The 23,757-nt window shown below is 61.4% G+C and carries 24 protein-coding genes and 1 pseudogene; 5 read left to right on the top strand and 20 right to left on the bottom strand.

The window, feature by feature from the left end; genetic code table 11:
* Nucleotides 1-26 precede the first annotated feature (26 nt).
* From LJ738_RS01105 to LJ738_RS01055, 11 genes are all read right to left on the bottom strand, one after another.
* On the bottom strand, nt 27-1,265 hold the full coding sequence (locus LJ738_RS01105) for an MFS transporter (protein ID WP_227784480.1): 1,239 nt from the start codon (nt 1,263-1,265) through the stop codon (nt 27-29).
* Nucleotides 1,266-1,437: 172 nt separating this feature from the next.
* The gene (locus LJ738_RS01100) at nt 1,438-1,722 is read right to left on the bottom strand and encodes a hypothetical protein (RefSeq protein ID WP_227784479.1); all 285 of its coding nucleotides are present in this window, start codon (nt 1,720-1,722) and stop codon (nt 1,438-1,440) included.
* Between the two features lie 443 nt (nt 1,723-2,165).
* Nucleotides 2,166-2,846 carry an OmpH/Skp family outer membrane protein gene (locus LJ738_RS01095; RefSeq protein ID WP_227784478.1) on the bottom strand — a complete coding sequence of 227 codons (681 nt, stop codon included), beginning with the start codon at nt 2,844-2,846 and terminating at the stop codon, nt 2,166-2,168.
* A gap of 217 nt (nt 2,847-3,063) precedes the next feature.
* The gene (locus LJ738_RS01090; RefSeq protein ID WP_227784477.1) at nt 3,064-4,023 is read right to left on the bottom strand and encodes a succinylglutamate desuccinylase/aspartoacylase family protein; all 960 of its coding nucleotides are present in this window, start codon (nt 4,021-4,023) and stop codon (nt 3,064-3,066) included.
* A gap of 48 nt (nt 4,024-4,071) precedes the next feature.
* Nucleotides 4,072-5,508 carry a hypothetical protein gene (locus tag LJ738_RS01085; protein ID WP_227784476.1) on the bottom strand — a complete coding sequence of 479 codons (1,437 nt, stop codon included), beginning with the start codon at nt 5,506-5,508 and terminating at the stop codon, nt 4,072-4,074.
* A 31-nt stretch (nt 5,509-5,539) separates the two neighbouring features.
* Nucleotides 5,540-6,490, bottom strand: coding sequence for a 30S ribosomal protein S6--L-glutamate ligase (gene rimK / locus LJ738_RS01080; RefSeq protein WP_227784475.1), 951 nt, complete (start codon nt 6,488-6,490; stop codon nt 5,540-5,542).
* A gap of 62 nt (nt 6,491-6,552) precedes the next feature.
* Nucleotides 6,553-7,035: an ATP-dependent zinc protease family protein gene (locus tag LJ738_RS01075; RefSeq protein WP_068188492.1), complete on the bottom strand. Its 483-nt coding sequence runs from the start codon at nt 7,033-7,035 to the stop codon at nt 6,553-6,555.
* A gap of 62 nt (nt 7,036-7,097) precedes the next feature.
* Nucleotides 7,098-8,024, bottom strand: coding sequence for a glycosyltransferase family 2 protein (locus tag LJ738_RS01070; RefSeq protein WP_227784474.1), 927 nt, complete (start codon nt 8,022-8,024; stop codon nt 7,098-7,100).
* Nucleotides 8,025-8,112: 88 nt separating this feature from the next.
* On the bottom strand, nt 8,113-9,279 hold the full coding sequence (locus tag LJ738_RS01065) for a PQQ-dependent sugar dehydrogenase (RefSeq protein ID WP_227784473.1): 1,167 nt from the start codon (nt 9,277-9,279) through the stop codon (nt 8,113-8,115).
* Between the two features lie 38 nt (nt 9,280-9,317).
* Nucleotides 9,318-9,620, bottom strand: a complete 303-nt coding sequence (locus LJ738_RS01060; RefSeq protein WP_227784472.1) for a 2TM domain-containing protein — start codon at nt 9,618-9,620, stop codon at nt 9,318-9,320.
* Nucleotides 9,621-9,997: 377 nt separating this feature from the next.
* On the bottom strand, nt 9,998-10,879 hold the full coding sequence (locus LJ738_RS01055) for a 4-hydroxy-3-methylbut-2-enyl diphosphate reductase (protein WP_227784471.1): 882 nt from the start codon (nt 10,877-10,879) through the stop codon (nt 9,998-10,000).
* Nucleotides 10,880-11,056: 177 nt separating this feature from the next.
* Between LJ738_RS01055 and LJ738_RS01050 the strand changes: the two genes are divergently transcribed.
* A complete protein-coding gene (locus LJ738_RS01050) occupies nt 11,057-11,254 on the top strand; it encodes a hypothetical protein (protein ID WP_227784470.1) in 198 nt (65 codons plus the stop codon).
* A 112-nt stretch (nt 11,255-11,366) separates the two neighbouring features.
* On the opposite strand, the gene cmk is transcribed toward LJ738_RS01050, so the two are convergent.
* Genes cmk through LJ738_RS01025 form a run of 5 tightly spaced genes read right to left on the bottom strand, consistent with a single transcriptional unit; the run spans nt 11,367 to nt 14,115 of the window.
* Nucleotides 11,367-12,056: a (d)CMP kinase gene (cmk, locus tag LJ738_RS01045; RefSeq protein WP_227784469.1), complete on the bottom strand. Its 690-nt coding sequence runs from the start codon at nt 12,054-12,056 to the stop codon at nt 11,367-11,369.
* A gap of 31 nt (nt 12,057-12,087) precedes the next feature.
* Nucleotides 12,088-12,486 carry a hypothetical protein gene (locus LJ738_RS01040; protein ID WP_227784468.1) on the bottom strand — a complete coding sequence of 133 codons (399 nt, stop codon included), beginning with the start codon at nt 12,484-12,486 and terminating at the stop codon, nt 12,088-12,090.
* A complete protein-coding gene (locus LJ738_RS01035; protein WP_227784467.1) occupies nt 12,483-13,193 on the bottom strand; it encodes a hypothetical protein in 711 nt (236 codons plus the stop codon). The genes LJ738_RS01040 and LJ738_RS01035 overlap by 4 nt, the downstream gene beginning before the upstream one ends.
* A gap of 24 nt (nt 13,194-13,217) precedes the next feature.
* Nucleotides 13,218-13,931: a hypothetical protein gene (locus LJ738_RS01030; RefSeq protein ID WP_227784466.1), complete on the bottom strand. Its 714-nt coding sequence runs from the start codon at nt 13,929-13,931 to the stop codon at nt 13,218-13,220.
* A 22-nt stretch (nt 13,932-13,953) separates the two neighbouring features.
* The gene (locus tag LJ738_RS01025) at nt 13,954-14,115 is read right to left on the bottom strand and encodes a hypothetical protein (RefSeq protein WP_227784465.1); all 162 of its coding nucleotides are present in this window, start codon (nt 14,113-14,115) and stop codon (nt 13,954-13,956) included.
* A gap of 75 nt (nt 14,116-14,190) precedes the next feature.
* Here LJ738_RS01025 and ade point away from each other — a divergent pair, with 75 nt between their 5' ends.
* Together ade and LJ738_RS01015 are read left to right on the top strand one after the other, a co-directional pair.
* The gene (gene ade, locus LJ738_RS01020; protein WP_227784464.1) at nt 14,191-15,852 is read left to right on the top strand and encodes an adenine deaminase; all 1,662 of its coding nucleotides are present in this window, start codon (nt 14,191-14,193) and stop codon (nt 15,850-15,852) included.
* 127 nt (nt 15,853-15,979) lie between these two features.
* Entirely contained in the window at nt 15,980-16,555 is a 576-nt protein-coding gene (locus LJ738_RS01015; protein WP_227784463.1) for a hypothetical protein, read from the top strand.
* A gap of 66 nt (nt 16,556-16,621) precedes the next feature.
* Here LJ738_RS01015 and LJ738_RS01010 read toward each other — a convergent pair whose 3' ends face one another.
* Together LJ738_RS01010 and LJ738_RS01005 are read right to left on the bottom strand one after the other, a co-directional pair.
* Nucleotides 16,622-17,020 (bottom strand): response regulator, encoded by a 399-nt coding sequence (locus tag LJ738_RS01010; RefSeq protein WP_227784462.1) that lies wholly within the window; start codon nt 17,018-17,020, stop codon nt 16,622-16,624.
* A gap of 85 nt (nt 17,021-17,105) precedes the next feature.
* Nucleotides 17,106-18,080, bottom strand: a pseudogene (locus LJ738_RS01005) (PLP-dependent cysteine synthase family protein); the annotation flags it as partial.
* 298 nt (nt 18,081-18,378) lie between these two features.
* Here LJ738_RS01005 and sucD point away from each other — a divergent pair.
* Entirely contained in the window at nt 18,379-19,278 is a 900-nt protein-coding gene (gene sucD, locus LJ738_RS01000; RefSeq protein ID WP_227784461.1) for a succinate--CoA ligase subunit alpha, read from the top strand.
* Nucleotides 19,279-19,509: 231 nt separating this feature from the next.
* Here sucD and LJ738_RS00995 read toward each other — a convergent pair whose 3' ends face one another.
* A complete protein-coding gene (locus tag LJ738_RS00995) occupies nt 19,510-20,244 on the bottom strand; it encodes a hypothetical protein (RefSeq protein ID WP_227784460.1) in 735 nt (244 codons plus the stop codon).
* 151 nt (nt 20,245-20,395) lie between these two features.
* On the opposite strand from LJ738_RS00995, the gene LJ738_RS00990 reads away from it, so the two are divergent.
* Nucleotides 20,396-21,808, top strand: a complete 1,413-nt coding sequence (locus LJ738_RS00990; RefSeq protein WP_227784459.1) for a mercuric reductase — start codon at nt 20,396-20,398, stop codon at nt 21,806-21,808.
* 649 nt (nt 21,809-22,457) lie between these two features.
* Here LJ738_RS00990 and icd read toward each other — a convergent pair.
* Complete coding sequence (icd, locus tag LJ738_RS00985; protein WP_227784458.1) at nt 22,458-23,723, bottom strand: NADP-dependent isocitrate dehydrogenase; 1,266 nt, start codon at nt 23,721-23,723, stop codon at nt 22,458-22,460.
* Nucleotides 23,724-23,757: the final 34 nt, after the last annotated feature.

Here is a 23,757-nt window from a genome sequence, read left to right as displayed (position 1 = left end):
CCGTAAGATTAAGCAAAATTGAGCAGCTAGCGCCTGCTGTCGTCCGCATTTTGGGGCCCGGCAGTGCGCGTAGCCAGCAGCCCCAGCAGCGGGCCGGGCGCCAGCAGCAGAAACAGGTAGCGCGCATCTGCGTGCGCCTGCAGCGCGGCGAAGCTCTGCAGGCTGACAATGGTGAGGGCAAACCCCAGGCAGGTAACCAGCGTGAGGGCCGTGCCCGTGGCCGTAGCCGGAGCCCGCTGTGCCACCAACGCCGAAAACTGCGGCGAATCGGCCACCACGGCCATGCCCCACACCAGCACCGCCACCCCAAAAGCGGGCCGCGGCAAGGCCAGCAGCAGCGGGCTGAGCAGGCAGCAGGCGCCCGATACCGCCAGCGCCGCCCGGGCCGTGCGCAGGCTGCCGAAGCGCTGGGCCAGGTAGCCACCCACCACGCAGGCCGGCGCCCCAGCCGCAATCAGCCCGAAGGCCCAGCCAGGGCCAAACGGCCCTGACTCGGGGTGCAGCCGGGCGTGCGTGACCAGCAGCAGCGGCACAAAAGCCCAAAACGTGTACAGCTCCCACATGTGCCCAAAGTAGCCCAACGCCGCCCGCCGAAACGGCCGCTCCCGGAATACCTGCCACGCCGTGCCCAGCTGTAGCCGCGCCCCGGGCCGCCGGTACGGCCCGTTGGGCACCAGGGCCCACAGCAGCAGGCCGCCCGCCAGCGCCAGGCCGGAGGTAGCCAGCACCACGGCTTTCCACTCCACATCGGCGGCCAGCAGCCGCAGCAGGTGGGGCAGCGCGGTGCCCAGCACCAGCGCCCCCACCAAATAGCCCAAAGCCCGGCCCAGGCCCTTTTCGTAGTAATCGGCGGCTATTTTCATGCCCACCGGGTAAATGCCGGCCAGGCAAAGGCCGGTGGCGAAGCGCAGCCCCAGCACCACCAGCGGCGTGGGCCCCGGCAGCAACAGCCCCGCGTTGGTCAGGCTACCGGCCACGGCACACAGCAAGAACAGGCGAGCCGGCGCCACCCTATCGGCCAGCCGCAGCAGCCCAAAAACCAGCGTGCCCACAATAAACCCCAGCTGCACCGCCGATACCATCTCGCCCAGCGACGCGCTTCGCAGCCAGGCATCGGGCACCAGGTCCGGCAGCAAATCGGGCAGCACGGCATTGCCGGCAAACCAAAGCGAAGTGCAGGCAAACTGCGCAAACACAATGATGGGCAATACCCACCGCGGCCGGTGGTAAGTGGGAGTTGGTGAAAGAGCGGGGGCGGAAGCCAAAACAGAAAGTTGCGGGCCGAAATTGAGCCAAACCTACGCCAAAACCAACGACCCAGCCACGTGCAGCTAGCCGGCCCCACGCCCCAGCCCAACACCCAACTTCGTCAGCCACAAAAAAGCCCTGCTACTCAGTAGCAGGGCTTTTTCAGCTCTTCGAGAGAATACCAACCGGTTACCAGCGACGGCCGTAGTGGCGGCCGCGCGAACCGTAGTACGGCCGGGGCGCATAATAAACCCGAGGTGCGTAATAGGGCGCCGGCACAATTACCACCGGGGGTGGCGGCACAGCATACACTACCACCGGCCGCGGCGGGAAGTAGCGGGGGCCATAGTAAGCACGCGGTGGTGGGCTGTAGTAGCCACCCCGCACTATCACCTGAGCCTGGGTCGGGCTAGTGGCCACCAACGGGCCAGTTAGCAGCAAGGCTAGCAGCAACAGAAACGAACGGGTTTTCATTGGATAAAGCAGGCTAATTCAAACACTGGGTATTTTACTGACTTCGACAAGACGCCTTTGCCCGGGTTTAATGCCTTGGATTACTACCAGCAAAAATGCTTTGCGGAGTAGTGGGGTTGATATCGCACTCGTGGGCACCTCACCCCCGGCCCTCTCCCGCGGAGAGGGGAGTCAGACGGTAATTGTCATTGCGAATGGAGCGCAGCGGAATGCGGCAATCCGTCCTCTCCCTGCGACTAGCCCTGAGATGTGGTAAAGCCCTTTGATAGAAAAAGCCCCGGTACTGCGCAGTACCGGGGCTTTTCACATTAGGAGGTTAGTCGCTGAGACCAGGACGGATTGCTTCGTCGTGCCGCCTCGCAATGACAGCACCGCGATGCCGTGGCTCCCCTCTCTGATGGAGAGGGGCCGTGCCCGGCAGGGGTGAGGTTCTCCCGCCCGCCTTACTTCTTGCGGTACTCGGCGTTCAGGTAAGTCAGCACCGGAGCGGTGATGTCGAGGTCCTTTCGGCCATAGGCGATGGTGCCACTGGGAGCAGCAATCAGTATCATCTTGTAGCCGTGTGTTTTGCCGTAGGCTTCTACTTTCTTGTTCACGCTCTCAAGCACGCTCTGGGTGAGCTTGGCTTCTTCCTCCTGGGCCTGGGCTTGCAGCTGCTGCTGCTTCTGGCCTACTTCCTGCTGCTGGGCCTGGAGGCGCTGCTCGGAGGCGGCGCGCTGCTCGGGGCTGAGGGTGGGCGCCTGCTTCTGGTAAGCCTCCACTGCAGATTTAAAGCTGGTCAGCATGCCTTGGTTCTGGCGCTCCCAGTTGCGGGCTTTGCCCTCAAAGGCTTTGCGTGCATCCTTCATGCCCTGGTAGCCATCAAGCATCTTGCTGGACTCCACATAGACAATTTTTTCCTCGGTGCTGGGAGCCGGAGCCGCGGCGGTGGCTCCAGTGGTGGTAGTGGTGGTTTTGGCAGCGGTGGTATCGGCCGTGTTTAGCTCGGGCGAGGCCATGACGGCGGTGGATTTGTCGGTGGCAATGGCCGGGGCGACCACGCGGCTGCTGAAATGCAGGAAATACAAAACGGCCACAGCCAGCAGCAGCACGATGTTAAGGGTTGTCTGAACGGGGTTTTTCATGGAAACAACAAGTGAATAATTTGTAAAAGTAAGCCGCTGGCCTGAGCTAACACTAACTAGCCCAATCCGGGCCCATTACCGCGTACCGGCACTTATTGCGCCGTTCGCCCTTCTGGGCAAGTGCAGTACGCGGTGAAGTCCGGCCAACCGGAGCCCGCAGGTGGCACAGTCGCACCCGTCAGGCAAAGAAGGAAAAGTCCATGGCTGGTCGCGGCACTTATTCGGGCACGGCAATGTGGAGCAGCGCGTCTCCCTGGTTCACCACCGGCATGTAGTTCAGCCCAATAACGTAGCCGCTCACCGGCGACTCCAGCCGCACGGCCTGCTGCCCGTAGGGGTCGGCCACAGAGCCGTACACCTGCCCTTTCTCCAGGTACTGGCCGTTTTCGACGTGGGCCCGAAACAGCCCAGCAAACCGGGCCCGCAGCCAGGTATGGCGCCGGCACACAATGCCGGGCCGCGAAGGTGGCGGGGCCGCGGGGGCCATGCCCAGGTGGTGCAGCACGCGCAGGGTCCCGGCCAGGGCCTCTTCTATCCCGGTCTCATCGAGCCGCAGGCTTTCGCCAGTTTCATACACGATGATGCGCTTGCCGAGGCGGTGGGCCGACTCCCGCAGGGAGCCCGGCCGCAGGGCCGCGTGCAGCGTAAACGGGGCCGCAAAGGCCTCCGCCATGGCGTCTACTTCATCGTCGACGCCCAGCAGGCAGCGTACTTGCGGGAAGTTGGCGCGGGCCGCGCCACCGGTATGAAAGTCGATGCCGTAGTCAATCAGGGGCATGATTTCGCGCATGAAGCGGTGGGCCACCCGTCCGGCCAGCGACCCGCGCGGAAATCCCGGAAACGAGCGGTTCACGTCCTTGCCATCGGGCACGTCGCGGCTGAAATTCAGAAACCCGTAGATGTTGAGAATGGGAATGGCAATGATGCTGCCCCGCAGCGGCTGCAGCAGCTCGCGGCGTACCAGCCGCCGAATGGTTTCGATGCCATTGACCTCGTCGCCGTGCATACCGGCCATGAGCAGCAGCGTGGGGCCGGGCTCGGTGGCGCGCATCACGTGCACCGGCACGTCAATCACCGTGCCCGAAGGCAGCTTCGAAATCACCAGCCGCGTGAGCACCTGCTCGCCGGGGTGAATGGTGAGGCCGTTGAGGTGAAACGAGGACGCAGCTTGGGGCACAGGAAAACCGGATTTTTGCAAATAACGGCAAAATACCGGGCCCTGGGCTTACTGGTAATACAGCCGGCGGCCGGGCGTGACGCCCCAGTAGTAGAGCAGCTCCGCATTGTAGGCCGACTGCCGGAAATCGGTAATCGGCAGCCAGCCCAGCACGGTGCAGTCGGCGGGCAGGCGCACCACGCCGGCCGGCGCGGCGGCGAGCTGCGCCAGGGCCTGCCGTTCGCAGGCGTTGCCGTCGCGCAGCCACAGGCGGCGGTCGGCATTGATGAAGATGAACGAAAGCACGCACACCGCCCCCACGTACCAGCGGCGGGACCGCGCCGGCAGCTGCTGCAGCAAATACACTGTGGAAAGCGCGTACGCAAAGAGCAAGCCCAGCAGCACGGGTAAAATGGAGTCGTTGCGCAGGATATACGGGCGGTACGGGCGGTAGCCGCCCAGGGGCAGCAGCGCGATGTACACCACCGCAAAGAGCCCCACCCAGCGCAGCACCTGCCGCACCCGCCGGCCCTCTGCTGATGGCGGCGTAAAGCGCCGCACCAGCCAGGCATTGCTCAGCACAAACGCCACCAGCAAGGGCAGCCCCAACTTGCTGGTTAGCTCATCAAAAATACCTTGCGGCACGCGCTGGTACAGTTCCCACAAGGTGAAGGGATGCGCGTTTTCGGCGTTGTTGCGCCCAATAAACAGGGAGTAGGCACACAGCCCGGCAAAAATCCCCAGCAGCCCCATGGCCTGCCCCGACAGCCAGACGGGGCCGCCCGGCCCCTCCCCTTTTTGCCGCTGCCACTGCTGCCAGAGCCAGTGCACGCCAATGCCAAAAAACAGCACTGCCGTGGCCGCCGGCACCACCGGGCCGTTGAAGGCCAGCACCACCGCCAGCCCCAGCCACGCCACTACCGGCAGCCACCCCAGCCGCACGGGCTGCTGGCGGCACGCCGCCCGGTAAAACGGCAGCAGCAACACCAGCAGCAGCGCCACCGGAAACTCATAAAAGAAGCTATAAGTCAGCGAGCGCGACACAAGGCCCATTTGCCCGTAGAAGCCGGCCGTTTGGAACAGGGGCACCAGCAGCGCCACGGCCAGCCACCACCCGCGGCGGCCCCAGGTGCCGGGGCTGCCCAGGCGCACGTAGGCGGCCAGCAGCACCAGCAGCAGCACGTGCACGCCGGTTTTGAACAAGGCACCGGCCAGGTAAATGCTGTCGATGGGCGAGGCCACGGCGTGCAGCCAGCGGGGCACGTAGCGCAGGTAGCCCACCATCGCGGCGTGGGCAAAAAACCGGTTCGGGGCCGCGTAAACGGCATTTTGGGTGAGCACGGCCCAGCCAAAAGGGTCGTGCAGCACGGGGCGGTACCAGGCACTGGGCACCACAATGGCCGCCAGGTCGCCGTCGAGGGGCTGCTGGCAGTACTGCCCAAAAGTGAAAATCGTATCCAGCACCGCAAACAGCGCCAGCAAAACCACCAGGTATCGTTTGTTCATAAAGCGTGGCGCGGGCACGGCCCGGGTTGGGCTATTGTGCGGGCGGCGGGGCGGGCTGGGAGTCGCCGTCCATTTCGGGCGTCAGCAGGGCGGCGCGTTTGTGCTTTTTGAGGGCCAGCGCCGCCGTGAAATCGATGATGCGGCCGGCAATATCCAGTTTAGTAGCTTTTTCGATGCCCTCCAGGCCCGGCGAGGAGTTCACTTCCAGCACCAGCGGGCCGCGCTTGCTCTGCAGCATGTCCACGCCGGCCACGCTCAGCCCCAGAGCCTTGGCGGCGAGCAGGGCGGCAGCCTTTTCGGCGCGGCTCAACTTTACCAGCGTGCCCACGCCGCCGCGGTGCAGGTTCGAGCGGAACTCGCCTTCCTGGCCCTGGCGCTTCATGGCGCCCACCACTTCGCCATCGACCACAAACGCCCGCAGGTCGGCCCCTTTGCTTTCGGCAATGAATTCCTGCACAATGATGCGGGCCTTGAGGTTGTGAAACGCCTCAATCACAGATTGAGCTGCTTTTTCCGACTCGGCCAGCACCACGCCCAGGCCCTGGGTGCCTTCCAGCAGCTTGATGATGACCGGGGCCCCGCCCACCTGCTTCACCATGGCCGGCACGTCGTCCGAGTTGTTGGTGAAGGCGGTTTTGGGCATGCCCACGCCGGCCCGGCTCAGAATCTGCATCGAGCGCAGCTTGTCGCGCGAGCGCACAATGGCCTGGCTTTCGACGGCGGTGCGCACCTTCATCATCTCAAACTGCCGCACCACGGCCGTGCCGTAGAACGTGACCGAGGCCCCGATGCGCGGAATAATGGCGTCGAACCCCTCCAGGCTTTCGCCGTGGTAGAGGATGCCTGGCCGCCCTTTTTCCAGCACGAGGTTGCACCGCATGTGGTCGATAACCACGGCTTGGTGCCCACGCACGGCGGCGGCTTCCACCAGCCGTTGGGTGGAGTAGGATTTGGGTTCCCGCGAGAGAATAGCCAGTTTCACGATGCAGGGGCGGTGGTGAGGAGAGAAGGGTAACGGATGCCAAACTACGGCCGAAAAGATTTTCAGGGCCGCGTACGCCGGGAAGCTGCCCTAACCTGTGCTTTGTAAGAAAGGTTGCGTCGGGCCACGTCCACCACGAAGCGTCCTTCCCGCAACAGGCTGCGGCCCAGCAAGACAGGATATTTCATATCGGACCGGTCGGAGAGCGAAAACTCGGCCGTAAAAAGTTTGCCGTAAAGTTTCACCACCGCCTGAATAACGTACCGCTCCTGCACCTCGCCGTTGGAAGAGCGAATGTCGCGCAGGGCAAACTCGGCAAAGGCCAGCGGCTGGCCGTTCACGCCGGGGTGCTCGGGGTCGAGCAGCTGCACGTGCAGCACGGGCCGGCCGCTGGCGTCGGGCTCGATGCGAATGTCGCTGCAGTGAATGGCGCTGGTGTAAGCACCCGTGTCCACCTTGGCTTCGATGGCCGTGAGGGCAAAGTCGGGGAAATCAATCAACTCGCGCCGACCGAGGACGCGCTTGGGAGGACGGAGGCTAGCCATAGGAACGTCTAAGATGCACACAAAGCGCCAACTGCTGCCCTTATAGCCGCCTCCGGCTAGGCTCAGGACACGATGTTGGTATTGGAAACCAGGTACAGCGGCCGCTGGCGCACGTTGGCCGACAGCCGGGCAATGTACTCGCCAATAATGCCCACGGCAATGAGTTGCACCCCGCCCAAAAACAGGATGCTAATCATCAGCGAGGCCCAGCCCGGCTGGTAGTCGTGGGTCACAAAGCGCGAATACAGCGTGTAGAGCATCACCAGAAACGCCACGCCCGACACCACGAACCCGCCCAGCGTGGCGGCCTTCAGCGGGGCATCCGAGAATCCCGTGATGCCGTCCAGGGCCAGGCGAATCATCTTGCGGTAGGTGTAGCCGGTTTCGCCGCCCGCGCGCTCGGCGCGGTCGTACTCCACAAAGGTTTGCCGGTAGCCTATCCACGAAATCTGGCCCCGCAAAAACTTGTTTTGCTCCGGCATCAGCTTCAGGCCCTCCACCACCTTGCGCGAGATGATGCGGAAGTCGCCGGTATCGACGGGGATGGAAATGTGGGTGATGCTGGCCAGCAGCCGGTAAAACAGCCGGGCCGTGAATTTCTTGGCCACGCTCTCGCCCTGCCGCGAGCGGCGCTTGGCGTACACCACCTCAAAGCCCGCCTGCAGCTTCTCGTACAGGCCCGGAATCAGCTCGGGCGGGTCCTGCAGGTCGGCGTCGATGATGACCACGGCGTTGCCCTTGGCCACGTCCAGGCCCGCCGTCACGGCAATCTGGTGCCCGAAGTTTCGGCTCAAATCGATGTAGCCCACCTGCGGGTCGTGGGCGGCCAGCTCCAGCAGCAGGTTCAGCGACCGGTCGCGCGAGCCGTCGTTGATAAAGATTAGCTCGTAGCTCACCTTCATGCCCTCCAGCACGCCCTTTACGCGGCTGTGCAGGGTGGCAATGTTGGCTTCTTCGTTGTAGATGGGAATGACAACCGATATATCCACAGGCAAGGGCTAAATGAGGGCGCGGGCGCAATTGGGCAGTCAAAAGTACTGACCCCAGCCCAAGCTCCGCCATTGGCCCCGCCCGGGGCTAGCCCGCGTACCAGATTCGGAACACCGCGCCGCCCTGGTCGTCGGACACCAGCAGGCTGCCGTCGGGCAGCACGAGCAGGCACACCGGGCGGCCCCAGCTTTGCTCGCCCCGCAGCCAGCCCACCGCAAAGGGCTCGTAGCTGAGGGCCTGCCGGCCGGTAGGGTCCAGCTTCACCAGCATGATGCGGTAGCCGCTTTTCTTGCTCCGGTTCCAGGAGCCGTGTTCGGGAATGAAAATCTGGTTGCGGTATTGAGCTGGAAACTTGGTGCCGGTGTAGAATTTCATGCCCAGCGCGGCCACGTGGGCGCCCAGCTTGCGGGCGGGCTTGGTGTACATGTTGGGCGTTTTGCCAGCGCTCAGCTCCGGGTCGGGCACGTCGCCGCCGAAGTAGTACGGGAAGCCAAAGTGCTGACCGGGCTTGCTCAGCCGGTTCAGCTCATCGGGCGGCACGTCATCGCCGAGCATGTCGCGGCCGTTGTCGGTAAACCACAGCTCTTTGGTAACGGGGTGCCAATCGAAGCCCACGGTGTTGCGCACGCCCGTGGCCACGTTCTGGAAGCCCGTGCCGTCGGGCCGCAGCCGGTTGATGGTGCCAAAGATGGGCTTTTCGGGCTCGCAGGAATTGCAGGGCGCGCCCACCGGCACGTACAGCAGGCCGTCGGGCCCGAAGGCGATGTAGCGCATGCCGTGCCAGGGGTTGCCGGGCAGCTTGTCGTACACCACCACCGGCTTGGGTGGCGTTTTCAGATTGGCCGCGATGTTATCGAAGCGGATAATGCGGTTGATTTCGGCCACGTAGAGGCTGCCCTGCCGCACGGCCACGCCGTTGGGGGTGTTCAGGCCGGTGGCAATGGTGATGACGGCGTCGGCTTTGCCGTCGTGGTTTTTGTCGGGCAGGGCGTACACTTTGCCCTTGTTGCCATTGGCATTCGTGCCCACGTACACCGTGCCGTCGGGCCCCACGGCTAGCTCGCGGGCCCCAGGTACGTTCTGCGCAAAGTAGGCAATGCGAAAGCCCTGGGGCAGTTTGATGTTGGCCAGGTTCCCGGCCGCTTTGGGTGGTGGCACCGCCCCGGGCGGGGGCTGGGCCCACGCGGCCGCGGGAGCCAGCATCCACAACACCGCCAGCAGCGCGGCAAACAACAGGGACTGGTTCGTTCTCATAGCAGTCAGATTTGCAGGCCCTGGGCCCAAGGAAGAGGTTATGCGAAGCGCTGCGCGTCGTTGCCTTTCTGCTCGCGCAGCAGCCGCTCGTATTCGCGCTGGGTGCGCTGCTCGTAACCGAAGCCGCCGTACGCCGCCACGCCGCGCATCGCTAGGCCCAGGCCCCAGAATACCGTGGGCCACACGGGCCAGGGCACCAGTTCGTCGTGCCGATGGCTGGTCAGGGCCCAGAGCACCCACAGCCCGGAATTCACCAGCACGTACACCACGAGGTGCGATTGAAACTTGGCGCGGGCTTTGGCCTTTTGCCACAGGTAGGGGTCGCGGTTCAGGGGTTCCATAAGGTTGATAATTAAGGGGTAATTGGAATGGTTAGTTAAAAATACACTTTTTTGAATGCGGCCCGCAACTTGCCGCTGCCGAAGCGTCACAGTAGGTTTCCCAAGCAGCAGTTGGGGTTGCTGAAGCGTAAGCCGCTGCGCGAAGCCCTGACCTTCCGCGGCATCAACACCGGCACTTATGCTACTCAAAAAAAGGAAGCGGCAGCCATTCCCGTGCGCCGGCTGGCTGGCCAGCCATGAGTTTCCCCGAAACTGTGGATTGTGTGACGTTTAACAACGCGAGCCGCCGGCGCTACGAGCAGTAGCGGAGCCGCTAAACAGCCGGGCCCGACGACTGGTGAGTCATCGGGCCCTGCTGTTATGTTTCAAGTGGCTTATTATGCCATTTCTCCTACCCCTTCTACGCGCTGGGCTACCTGCTGCATAAGCCACAGCGGGGTGCTGGTGGCGCCGCAAATGCCCACCGACTGGGCACCGGCCAGCCAGGCTTCGTCGATTTCGGCTTCATTTTCGATGAAGTAGCTGCGCGGGTTGATGGCATTCACCACCGAGAACAAGGCTTTGCCGTTGGAGCTTTTGCGGCCGCTCACAAACAGCACCACGTCGTAATCCACCGCAAATTTGGCCAAGGCGGGCTCGCGGTTGCTCACCTGTCGGCAGATGCTGTCGTTGGCATCGAAGCTTTCCAGCTCACCGCCGGCCGCCGCAATGCGGGCTTCCATCAGGGCCTTCATCTTATAGAAGCCGGCCGTGCTTTTGGTGGTCTGGCTGAAGAGGGTGACGGGGCGGGCAAAGTCAATCTGGTCCAGGTCGGCCTCGTTCATCACAATGATGGCGCGGTTGCCGGTCTGGCCCGTGAGCCCGGCCACTTCGGCGTGGCCGGGCTGGCCATAAATCACAATCTGCCCGTCCTGACGCTGGCTCAGGTCGAAGGCGTGCTTTACGCGGTTTTGCAGCTTGAGCACCACCGGGCAGCTGGCGTCAATCAGCTCCAGGTTGTTTTGCAGGGCCAGCTGGTAGGTTTCCGGCGGCTCGCCGTGGGCCCGGATGAGGACTTTGGTGTCGTGAAGTTGAGCCAGCTGCTCACGGTCGATGATGCGCAGGCCCTGCTGGTGCAGGCGCTCTACCTCCATGCGGTTGTGCACGATATCACCCAGACAGTACAGCTGCTGGCCATGGGCCAGTTCGTCTTCAGCCATTTGAATGGCGAATTCTACGCCGAAGCAATAACCGGAATTCTTATCTATAGTGACCTTCATGCTGGGAGTTTAACACCGCGCGGCGGCTAGGGGTTCGCCGGAGCAAAGGTACGCCTTTGCTCCGGCGTACTCAGCAAAAGTTAGCCCAACTTCCGGAGCTTTCGGAACCAGTGCTATATTCGGCTGCTGGCAACCATCCGCTGATAAAGCGCATATTTACTGCTCATTCTACCCGCTATGAAAGTCAAGCACGCGTTTATTCTCCTCGCACTAGGGCTCGTGGCCGTCGCGGTAGGCATGGTATTCAAAATCTGTCACTGGACCGGCGCCGATGCTATCCTGATAACAGCCATGGCCATGGAAGCCGGCGGCATTCTGCTGCTGGTGTTCAAGCTGCTGGCGCACCCGGGAGTCCGCAGGCTCTTAAACACTTAAAAACGATGTGGAGACGCGACTCTTCGCGTCTCGTCGTTGAATGGCAGCGTGCGAACGGCGTGGACGCCGAGACGCGAAGTGTCGCGTCTCTACATTCAACGTACCTCTAGTGCTACGCGTGCGGCGCAAACAGCGCGGCCGACACCCGCTCGAGCACGAAATCCACCTGCTCGTCGATGACGAGGTGGGTGGTATCGAGCAGCACGGCGTCGGCGGCCCGGCGCAGGGGGCTTTCGGTGCGGGTCGAGTCGAGGTAGTCGCGCTTGCGCAGGTTTTCGGCAATAACGTCCAGCCCCACGTGTTCGCCTTTTTCGGCCAGCTCGGCCTGCCGGCGCTGCGCGCGTACGTCCACGTCGGCAGTCATAAACACCTTCACTTCGGCGTCGGGAAACACGGTGGTGCCGATGTCGCGGCCATCCATCACCACGCCGCGCTTGCGGCCCATCCGCTGCTGCTGCGCCACCATGGCATGCCGCACCATGGGAATAACCGACACCTCGCTCACGGAGTTGGAAATCACCATCTGGCGGATGTCGTCCTCGCGGTTCACGCCGTCGAGGAACACCTCGTTGCGGCCCGTGCGCCGGTTGCGGCGGAAGCTGATTTGCAGCGTGTGCAGGGCCTGCTCCACCTGGGTCAAATCATCGAACGGAATGTGGTGCTCCAGCAGGTACAGCGTCACGGCGCGGTACATGGCGCCGGTGTCTACGTAAGCGTAGTGCAGGGCGGCGGCTACGGCTTTTGCCGTGGTGCTTTTGCCGCACGAGGAGTAACCATCAATGGCGATAACGAGTTGTTTCATAACGACGCGGGCGGCCATTGGCCCCGCAAGATTACGAAATCCAGTTCTTACGAACGGCGGGAGGGGTCTTCAGACGGCCCGGCACAGAGGCAAAAAAGGCCGCCACGGAGGCGCTTTCTCCCTCATTCAGTTGAGCATCGACTAAATGGAAGGGATTAAAAAAAAATCTGTTGGCCAGCCCAATACCGGTGCTACCGTCGCGCCCGGTGCCCCATTCGCCCCCGTACACCTGCACCAGGCTCTGCCCGAGGAAGCAGCCCAGGGCCATGGTAAAGCCCGGCCGTTCGGCCGGCCCCAGCAGCCCGCGCTGGGCCTGGATAAAATTGGCCAGATGAGCCACGCCTTCGGCATCGAAGGCTTTCAGCTTTAGCTGCTCGCGGACCTGTTCGGCAGCAATCAGAATGGAATCGAGGGGCGTTACTTCGCTCATGGCTTGGTTTGTCTAATTATTGCCCTGGCATGGTAGTGAGTCAAAACATTCAGAATTGATTCATTGGTCAGAGTCATTGAACTCATGGTGCGAAACGATTTGCTCAATTCGGCATCGTCGGCAATTGTCGCTTTGACGACGTCGAGCGCCCGACGGGTTTTGGGCTGAAGTGTAACCAGCGGCCCGCCCGTCTGCTGCATCAAAAAGAGCGAGAGCGTTTGCTGCTTGAAATTGCCTGGCGAGACGCCATTCATCTTATCGGCCATCATGCCGGTAGCAATGCCAATGGCGCCACTTGCTGCGCCACGGAGAATATTTTTATCGAGGACGTCTTTCTGGGTAATGAGCACGTCCATAGGGCCTTCGATGCGGTACACTTTCAGGGCATTACCCGCCACACATACCTGTACCATCGAGTAGGGATAGCGGGTAACAACGCCATTCACCTCAACATCGAAATCGCGAAGCACGGTGAAAGAATCGGCTGCCATCACAAAGTTCTTCACGGCCACGGCTGCGTACTTTTTTGGCTGGGTCGAATCAGGACTTTTCACCAGCAGTTCGTTGTCGCTAACCAAGCACAACAGGCCGTGGCGGACTACACCATCGGCCAAGCGGTAGTGTCCGGTTTTGAATACCTGTGGTTCCGGTTTAGCCATTACGGCAAATGACACCACCAGAGCCAGAAACAGTAAGGGTAGACGCATAGAAGCAGTAGATTAGACAAGAAGCTATTTCCAGACAAGAAAGCGGCACGCCGCTTCCGCTTGCTCGGAGCTGACTTCATTGACATCGGCTTTGAGATTGTAGGCGTAGAAAATTCTTTTGATGTCGTTCTGCGATGCATCACCGTCGCGAATGCGCTGGCAGAGATGGGGGAAGTCGATAAAAAGGGGCGCGACCAGCTTTTTAAACTCCTCATCGTCGAGGGGGAGTAAGTAGCTGCGCGAAGCACCGGCTTTCTGGTAGGCCCACCGTGCTAGCTCCGTATCGCCTCCTCCTGTAGGCATCATCATGCCATTAGCCCCGGTATTCATCATGCCGGGGCCGTTTTTTACCAATTCGCGGCGCATCAGCAGAGTGGCCTTGCCCACCATCACCACGTGCGCCAAGTCTACGAATGGCTTGTTCTTGAGCGTATCCTCAATTTCGGCCAATCGGATGGTTATCATCGAATCGGTTCCGATGACTGCGCTTCGTAGCTCGGCGGGGCCCAGCACTTGCGTCATCTCGCCTTTCTTGTGCTCAATTTCCAGTTTCGTCAGCTGGTCGTCGTGGGCCAGAAAGCAGCGCAGCTGCCCCGCGCGGCGGGTGCCGTTGGCAAGGGTATAGTGGCCGTATTTGTAGCGGGCACCCTGCGGCTGCCTGATTGCGCCGCCTGGCGTGCCTGCACTGAGCAGCAGCAAACTGCATATTGCAGCGATAAACGAATAGAGTGTTTTCATGCAACTTAGGCCACTGCTTTCATTACCGGTCGCAAGGGCAAGGCTCGGCTTTGCCGCGGCCGTGGTGCTTGTACCAGCTGGTTTTCTTTTGCTGCGTGGTGCGGCGGGCACAGCTGCTCAGGGTGCTGGCGCCCAGGCTCAGCAGCAGCACGAGCAGAAGCAGAAACGACGGGGATTTCCTCATGGCAGGTATTTTACTCAAAGTTAAGGTTCTTTGCGGGCTGAGCCGTTCGGCTTTTCACTACTATTTGCTTCCCGCATGACTCCCGCTGATTTCTCGCTCACCGCCAACGTTGTCGACATCTTTGCCCGTTCCATCCAGCCGGCCACTATTCGGGTAGCGGGCGGCCGCATTGCCAGCATCACCCCCACCGGCGCCACGGCTCCGGATGCGGCCCTCCCCTACGCCCTGCCCGGCTTTGTAGATGCCCACGTGCACGTAGAAAGCTCGCTGTTGGTGCCCACCGAGTTTGCCCGGCTGGCCGTGACGCACGGCACCGTGGCCACGGTGTCGGACCCCCACGAAATCGGCAACGTGCTGGGCGTGGCGGGCGTGGAATACATGCTGGAAAATGCCCACCACTCGCCGTTCAAGTTCTGCTTTGGTGCCCCGAGCTGCGTGCCAGCTACGCCTTTCGAAACGGCCGGCGCCGAAATCACGGCCGCCGACATTGCCAAGCTATTCGAAAACCCCAAAATCGGCTACCTGGCCGAGATGATGAACTGGCCCGGCGTGTTGCACCGCGACGCCGACGTGATGGCCAAAATAGCGCTGGCCCACGCCGCCGGCCGCCCCGTAGACGGCCACGCGCCCGGACTGCGCGGCCAGGACGCGGCCCACTACGCCAGCGCCGGCATCAGCACCGACCACGAGTGCTTCACCGCCGCCGAGGCCCGCGACAAGCTGGCCGTGGGCATGAAAATCCTCATCCGCGAAGGCTCGGCAGCCCGCAACTTCGACGCCCTGATTGAGCTGATGCCCGAGCACTACGCCAACCTGATGTTCTGCTCCGACGACAAGCACCCCGACACGCTGGTACTGGGCCACATCAACCAGCTGGTGCAACGGGCCGTGGCCCTGGGCCACGACGTATTCAAGGTACTGCGCGTGGCCTGCGTAAACCCCGTGAACCACTACAACCTATCGGTGGGCCTGCTGAGCGAAGGCGACCCCGCCGACTTCATCACCGTTTCGGACCTGCAGCAGTTCAAGGTGCTCCAAACCTACCTCAACGGCGTGCTGGTGGCCGAAAACGGAACGTCATTGCTGCCCCCGGCGCCGGTGGGCGTAGTCAATAACTTTCACGCCCAGCCCGTGCGGGCTAAAGATTTCCAAGTGCCAGTGCCCGGCGCGGGCCAGCCCAACCTGCGGGTGATTCAGTGCTTCGACGGCCAGCTCATTACGGCCCGGGTAGATATGGCCGCGCAGGTAGCAAACGGCCTGGTGGTGCCCGATATCGCCGGCGATGTCCTCAAGCTGGCCGTCATCAACCGCTACCAGCCGCAGGTGGCCCCGGCCGTAGCCTTCATCCGCGGCTTTGGGCTGAAGCACGGCGCACTGGCCAGCAGCGTGGGCCACGACTCGCACAACATCACGGCGGTGGGCTGCGACGATGCCAGCCTGGCCCGCGCCGTAAACCTGGTGATTGCCGCCAAAGGCGGCCTGGCCGCCGTGGGCGCCGATGGGCAGGAAATTCTGGTGCCGCTGCCCGTGGCCGGCCTGATGTCGGACCAGGACGGGCGCGCCGTGGCCAGCGCCTACGCCGCCGTTGATGCTCTTGCTAAACAGTTGGGCTCGCCGCTGGGCGCCCCGTTTATGACGCTCTCGTTCATGGCGCTGCTGGTCATTCCCGACCTGAAGCTCAGCGACAAAGGCTTGTTTGACGGGCAGCAGTTCGCGTTTGTAGCCGCCGTGGAGTAGCCGCCCCAGCGCTGTTTCTGCTGCTCAAAAGCAATTTCCCGCACCAATTCTGCGTAGTAGGGCCCGACCCGGGCTGGCATTGCCAGCGAAGACTCGGGCGGGCCAGCTCAGAATTGCTTCCTTATATATGATTTTCTCGTTTCCATTTCAGTTGCAGCATCGGCCCTTCCAGAAATTGAGCTGGCGGGCTGCTCGCCCCGCCTTGTTGCTAGTGTTGGTGGCCGGCCTCGCCCAGCCGGCCCTGGCCCAGAAGTACCGCACGGCCGCGGGCTTCCGCAGCGGCGGCAGCAGCTACGGCCTCACCATTCAGCAGCTGGTGCTGCCCAGCACCACACTGGAAGGGCTGGGCATGCTGGGAACCAGGGAGCGCAGCGCCACCTTGCTGGCCGAGCGCCACTTCGGCATTCTGGGCCCCAGCCTAAATTATTACCTTGGGGCAGGTGCCCACTTCGGCACCAACAAGGACGACGGCAACTTCTGGGGCTTCGACGGCATCATCGGGGCCGAGTACAAAATTGCGTTCGTGCCCGTGGTGCTATCCATCGACTTCAAGCCCACCGTCGAATTCCATTCCAGCGACTGGACCCGGTTTCCGACGGGTTTCTCCGTGCGCTACATCATCCTGAAGCAGAAGAACGAGGGCCTTTTCCACGGGGTGTTCGATAAGATTAAGGGAAAATTCAAAGGCCCCGACTCGGAGTGAGTCGGGGCCTTTGAATTTGTTGAGCTGAATACGGGTGGCTTCGCGGTGCCTGCGTATTGGCTGGGGTTACTGAAAGCGCTTTTCGAGCAGCTTGCGCATCTTTTCTTCGGTGAGGGGCTTGGTTAGGTACTCCACGTTGGGGTACTTAGCTACGCGGGCCGTATCGGCGCCGTGCATGGAGGTGGTGAGCACGGCCATTACCGTTTTGTCCTGCACGGGCTGGGGCAGGGCATTGTATAGCTCCAAGAATTCGAAGCCGGAAATGCCGGGCATTTTCAGGTCCACAAACACCAGGTCGGGCGCGGGGCCGCGGCTGGCGTTGTCGGCATCGCCCCAGAGCTGCTCAAACGCCTCATCGGCGCGCGAAAACGTGCTCACGTGGTCGGCAACGGCCAAGCGACCCAACAGACGATTGTTGAGGAAGCTAGTGGTCTCGTTGTCGTCTACCAGTACAATATGATTCAAATTCGCAGACATGTATAATGTTTGATTTCTAGCTTCCACGAAGATACCAGCCCCGGCGCATTCCGGCAATAGCCCACATTAATTACAACCAGCCCTGGGCGCGCATCCAGTCGTCGTTGTAGATTTTGCCGAGGTAGCGGGTGCCGTGGTCGGGCAGGATGATTACCATGGTGTCGTCCTCGGTGAGGTGTTCGCGGGCATATTCCAGGGCGCCGTACACGGCCGAGCCGCACGACCAGCCCACAAACAGGCCTTCTTCTTTGGCCAGGCGGCGCGTCATCACGGCCGCGTCCTGGTCGGTCACCTTGATGAATAAGTCAATCAGGTCGAAGTCGACGTTCTTGGGCAGAATGTCTTCGCCGATGCCTTCGGTTTTATAAGGGTAGATTTCGTTTTCGTCGAAAACACCCGTTTCCTTGTACTTCTTAAATACCGAGCCGTAGGTGTCGAGGCCGATGGAAACCACGGCGGGGTTCTGCTCCTTCAGGTATTTGGCCGTGCCGCAGATGGTGCCGCCGGTGCCCACGCCGCACGCGAAATGCGTGATTTTGCCTTCGGTTTGGGCCCACAGCTCGGGGCCGGTGCCCTCGTAGTGGGCGGCGGTGTTCGAGAGGTTGTCGTACTGGTTGGGGTAGAAAGAATTGGGCGTTTCCTGGTTGAGACGGCGGGCCACCGAGTAGTAGCTGCGCGGGTCGTCGGGGGCCACGTCTACGGGGCACACCACCACCTCGGCACCCACGGCGCGCAGGATGTCCTGCTTTTCCTTGCTCTGCTTGTCGCTCATCACAAACACGGTCTTGTAGCCTTTGGCAATGGCGGCCAGGGCCAGGCCCATGCCGGTATTGCCGCTGGTACCCTCGATGATGGTGCCGCCCGGCTTCAGCAGGCCGGCTTTCTCGGCGTCCTCAATCATGCGGATGGCCATGCGGTCCTTCACCGAATTGCCGGGGTTGAAATACTCTACTTTGGCCAGGATGGTGCCTTTGATGCCGTCGGTGACCTTGTTGAGCTTGACGAGGGGCGTGTGGCCAACGGCCTCGATAACGTGGTTGAAATACATTGAAAAAGGTTGGGTGGGGGAGTTTTCGGGTGAAGGCACAAAGGTAGGAATTTCGACGGCGGGGCGGGGTGCCGCCTTTCATCCTGCGCGCAGCGAAGCCCTTTACCGCGCTTACGCCAATTGAATTGCAGCCAACTGTTCTACTCCGATAAGGTCCTCTACTGCGCTCAGGACGCCAAGCGGTTGGTTATTGAACAAAGCGCCTTGCCGCGCCCCCAAAAAGCCCTACTTTTGCAGCGCTGTTGCCCAACCGGGCCACCGCCCCCTCCTCCATTAATTTTCCCAAAATCACCTACGAATGAGCGTTCTGGTCAATAAAGATTCCAAGGTTATCGTGCAGGGCTTCACTGGCTCCGAAGGCTCGTTCCATGCCCAGCAGATGATGGACTACGGCACCAACGTGGTGGGCGGCGTAACGCCCGGCAAAGGCGGCACCGAGCACCTGGGCCGTCCCGTGTTCAACACCGTGGCCGAAGCCGTGGAAAAAGCCGGCGCCGACACCAGCATCATTTTCGTGCCCCCGGCTTTCGCCGCCGACGCAATCATGGAAGCGGCCGATGCCGGCATCCGCGTCATCATCACCATCACCGAAGGCATCCCCACCAAGGACATGATTGCCGTGAAGCACTACCTGAAAGACCGGCAGGGCATCACGATGGTTGGGCCAAACTGCCCCGGCGTAATGACCGCCGGCGAGTGCAAAGTGGGCATCATGCCCGGCTTTATCTTCCAGAAAGGCAAAATCGGCATCGTCAGCAAGTCGGGTACCCTCACCTACGAGGCCGTAGACCAGCTCACCAAAGCCGGCCTGGGCCAGACCACGGCCATCGGCATCGGCGGCGACCCCATCATCGGGACCACCACCAAGCAGGCCATTGAAATGCTGATGAACGACCCCGAAACCGAGGGCATCGTTATGATTGGCGAAATCGGCGGCGGCATGGAAGCCGAAGCCGCCCGCTGGATTAAGGACACCGGCAATATGAAGCCCGTAGTAGGCTTCATCGCCGGCCAGACTGCACCTCCCGGCCGTCGCATGGGCCACGCCGGTGCCATCGTAGGCGGTGCCGACGACACGGCTGCCGCTAAAATGGCCATCATGCGCGAGTGCGGCATCCACGTGGTGGATTCGCCAGCCGAAATCGGAGAAACCATGCTGCGCGTATTGAGCGGCAAGGAAGCGGCTGTGGTAGCGTAGTTAGCTCAACCGCACAAAATTGAATAAAAAAGCCCCGGCCAACGCCGGGGCTTTTTTATTCAATTTTGTGCGGTACGCTCAGTGGTTTTTACACCTGCCCTTTGTAGAGACGCGACACTTCGCGTCTCGGCGTTGAGCGATGACAGTTGAACGATTCTATAACGGCGTTGATGCCGAGACGCGAAGTGTCGCGTCTCTACATGGCCAATCAGGTTGTTTTCAAGCTGTGGGCTAGTTGTCCCCCGAGCTGTCGCCGCCCAGGTTCACCACAATGCCCACTTGGAAAACCGAGTTGGCGGCCTTGAGGTACTTGTTGCTACGGAAGCCGAAAATCTGGCCGCTGATTAGCTGCAATTGCACGGGGCCGCCTATCTGCACGCGGGTGAAGGTGATGGGCTCAAAAAACAGGTTGTTTTCGCCCGGAGCCAGCTGGTCGTTGATGTGGAAGTCGTTGAGCTGCATATAGCTCATACGCAGCGCAGCGCCATACGTCAGCGGGAAGTCGTGCTTGAACAGGTGCAGGTTGTCGTTCTTTTTGCGGGCGTAATTCACCTGGGCAAATACCTTGGAGAGACTGCCATTCAGCTTTTTGGTGGTCACCTGGTCGTTGTCGCGCTCGATGCGCTCGGTGCTGCCGCCGCCGCCGCCCACGTACACCTCCAGCACGCGCTTATCGGGCAAGCGCGTGAAGTAGCCCAGGCTTACTTCGCCAAAATCAATGTTCTCGGTTTTAGCCGACTTGTTGCGGTGCAGCGACGAAAACGTGCCGGCCACGCCCAAGTGGTTGGTGAGGGCGTAGGCGCCCTGCATGGCGTAGTTATTGTGCTGGTTGGTGCTCACCGCGCCGTAGAACTCGCCTTCGTGCGTGAGCAGCGGCGCATGCGGCGGCGGCGGAAAGTAGAGCGAAGCACATCCTGTGAGGCCCGAGAGGACAGGTAATAGGGTAAGGCGCAACAGGTGCTTCATAGAATAGGGATAGGTAAAGAATAGGCAAGCCAACGCCTGATACCGCAATTTCGTGTTTAAACCGGACATTACCGCTCATTTTGGTAGTGGGCTAGCCACGCAGGCAAGCCGAACCGTATGTAAGCTAGGAGATTCACCTATCGCCGTGCTCATGTCCGCTACTGCTTTCGACGCCATTATCATCGGTTCTGGCCAAGCTGGCAACCCACTGGCCACGGCCCTGGCCGATGCCGGCCGCCGCGTGGTGCTCATCGAAGAAAACCACCTGGGCGGCTCCTGCATAAACTATGGCTGCGCGCCCACCAAAACGCTCATTGCCACCGCCGAGCGCCTGCACCAGCTCCGCACTGCTGCCACCGTAGCGGCCCCGAAGGTGCCCAATGCCGCCAGCCTTCGGGTGGACATGGCCGCAGCGGTGGCCCGCAAAGACGTGGTGGTGCGCGCCATGCGCAACGGCACCCGGGCCAACCTGACCAGGAAGCACGACAACATCACCGTGCTCGGTGGCCACGCCGCCTTCACCGGGCCGCGCACCCTGCACGTGGCCCTGGCCGACGGCACTGCCCAGGACCTCACGGCCCCGCTCGTTTTTATCAATGCCGGCACGCGCCCCGCTGTGCCCAACTTGGAAGGGCTGGCCGAGGCCGGCTACCTCACCACCACCGAGCTGCTCGACCTTCAGGAACTGCCCGAGCACCTGCTCATTCTGGGCGGGGGCTACATTGGGCTGGAGTTCAGCCAGATGTTTCGCCGTTTCGGCAGCCGAGTTACCGTAGTGGAAGCAGGAATGCGGCTGCTTGAGCACGAAGACGACGACGCCTGCCGCGGCCTGCAGGAGGTCTTGAGCCAGGAAGGCATCGAGTTTGTGATGGGCGCGCACGCCCACCGCGTGAGCCGCGGCGCCGATGGCCAGCTCACCCTCTCGGCCCATACCAGCCAGGGCGAGCGGCGCCTGCGCGGCACCCATTTGCTGGTAGCCACCGGCCGCCAGCCCAATTCGGACAAGCTGGGCTTGGGCTATGCGGGCATCAAAACCGACGAGCAAGGCTACATCCTGGTCAATAACAACCTGCAAACGAACGTGCGCGGCGTGTACGCCCTGGGCGACATTCACCCCGGCCCGCAGTTCACGCACCTCGCCTACGACGACTACCGCATCGTGCGCGACGCCCTGCTGCACGGCCGCAAACGCTCGGCCCGCCAGCGGCCCCTCCCCTACGTGGTGTTTACCGACCCGCCCATGGCCCGTATTGGCCTGAGCGAAGGCCAGGCCCAGGAACAGAACGTGCCCTACCGCGTGGCCACCATGCCGGTGCGCGCAATAGGCCGCGCCCAGCACACCAGCGAAACACGCGGCTTCTGGAAAGTACTCGTCGGCAACGACGACCGGCTGCTGGGCGCCACCCTGCTCGGCTCCGAAGCCGGCGAAATCATGGCCATCCTCGAAGTAGCCATGGCCGGGCGGCTTAAGTATCAGCAGCTACAGGAAATGATTTTCGCCCACCCAACTTGGGCTGAAGGGTTGAATAACGTGTTCCGGGATTTGAAGCGCGGCGGGAGGTAAGAGTATACCGGCCGCTTGTATTGGCGCGAGTTTAGCGCCGCGTAACGCGCGTCATTTGGGGAAATTGTGCCAAAACCCAGGCTCGCGTGTGTTGCTTCAAATTTGCTGCTTGCCTAGGTTATCAGCGGGATGCTGCTTCAAAAACACTTCTATGGAAGTAGAGTCATTCAGCACTTTCAGCACAATTAAATGCAGCAGCGTTGTCAAGCTGTAGCCCAACAGTGGACCTCCATATTTCCATGCAGACCACAGCACACCGCATCCAAACAAAAACCTGAGGCCGCTGACAAACATAGTGAGCGTGAGAGCGTACCGCCACCGCGTAAACAACATCAGAATTAGGACCACGTTCGTTGTCTGGCTGTGCCCAACGTTACCGGTTTCCTGAACAAATAGGAGCTTGTAGTGAGCCGGAAGCCAAGCGCTAGTTATTAAGCAAACCGCCACTAGCACAAGCAACCAGAACCCTTTGTCGTTGACACGCATGGGCGAAGAAAAGCAGTTGAACAGAATCGCCCGATTTTGAGCGGCAAGAGCATGACGCTAAAATAATTAAATAAGCCTTTCTGTCAAATTTTAAAACAAAACCCCCGCGCCAGCCAAAGCAGACGCGGGGGTTTCTATTGTTGCTTAGGCAGCTGCCAAGCTACTACATATTGTTCACAACTTCCTGGCCGAACTCGCTCGTTTTGAGCAGCGTAGCGCCTTCCATCTGGCGTTCAAAGTCGTAGGTCACGTGCTTCTTGGCGATGGCGGCTTCGAGGCCTTTGTTGATGAGGGCAGCGGCTTCTTTCCAGCCCATGTGCTCGAGCATCATTACGCCGGAGAGGATTACCGAACCGGGGTTCACCTTGTCCTGGTTGGCGTACTTGGGCGCGGTGCCGTGGGTAGCTTCAAAGATGGCGTGGCCGGTTACGTAGTTGATGTTGGCACCGGGCGCGATGCCGATGCCGCCCACGATAGCCGCCAGCGCGTCGGAGATGTAGTCGCCGTTCAGGTTCAGCGTAGCCACTACCGAGTACTCGGCGGGGCGCAACAGAATCTGCTGCAGGAAAGCATCAGCAATGCTGTCCTTGATGATGAGCTTGCCCTGCTCCACGGCCTGCTTTTGCAGGGCGTCGGCCACGGCAACACCCTGCTTGGCCACGATTTTATCGTACTGCGCCCAAGTGAACACCTTGCTACCAAATTCCTTCTCAGCCAGCTCGTAGCCCCAGGTCTTGAAGGCACCCTCGGTGAACTTCATGATGTTGCCCTTGTGCACGATGGTCACCGACGGCTTCTTGTTGGCCAGCGCGTAGTTGATGGCGGCACGCACGAGGCGCTCGGTGCCTTCCTTGCTCACCGGCTTGATGCCGAACGAGGACGACTCGGGGAAACGGATTTTCTTCACGCCCATTTCGTCCTGCAGGAATTCCAGCATTTTTTGGGCCTGCGGCGTGCCGTTCATGTACTCGATGCCGGCGTAGATGTCCTCGGTGTTCTCGCGGAAGATGACCATGTCGGTCAGCTCCGGGTGCTTCACCGGCGAGGGCACGCCGTCGTAGTAGCGCACGGGGCGCACGCAGGCGTACAGGTCCAGTTCCTGGCGCAGGGCCACGTTCAGCGAGCGGATGCCGCCGCCCACGGGCGTCGTCAGCGGGCCCTTGATGCCCACCAGGTATTCACGGAATGCGTCGAGGGTTTCGTTGGGCAGCCAGTTGCCGGTCTGCTTGTAGGACTTCTCACCAGCCAGCACTTCTTTCCACACGAGCTGCCGCTTGCCCCCGTAAGCCTTCTCAACCGCCGCGTCGAACACAAGCTTGGAAGCATGCCAGATGTCCGGACCGGTACCGTCGCCCTCGATGAAGGGAATGGTGGGTTTGTCCGGTACGTTCAGCTTGCCGTTTTTAATGGTGATTTTTTGCTCTGCCATGTGGGGTCGTGTGTTAGGCGTGTTCGTTTGTTTA

The sequence above is a fragment of the Hymenobacter plasmatis genome, assembly GCF_020711255.1.
In the GTDB taxonomy this organism is placed as follows: domain Bacteria; phylum Bacteroidota; class Bacteroidia; order Cytophagales; family Hymenobacteraceae; genus Hymenobacter.
The sequence above is the reverse complement of the archived record's forward strand: the minus strand, read 5'-3'. Positions and strand labels throughout refer to the sequence as shown.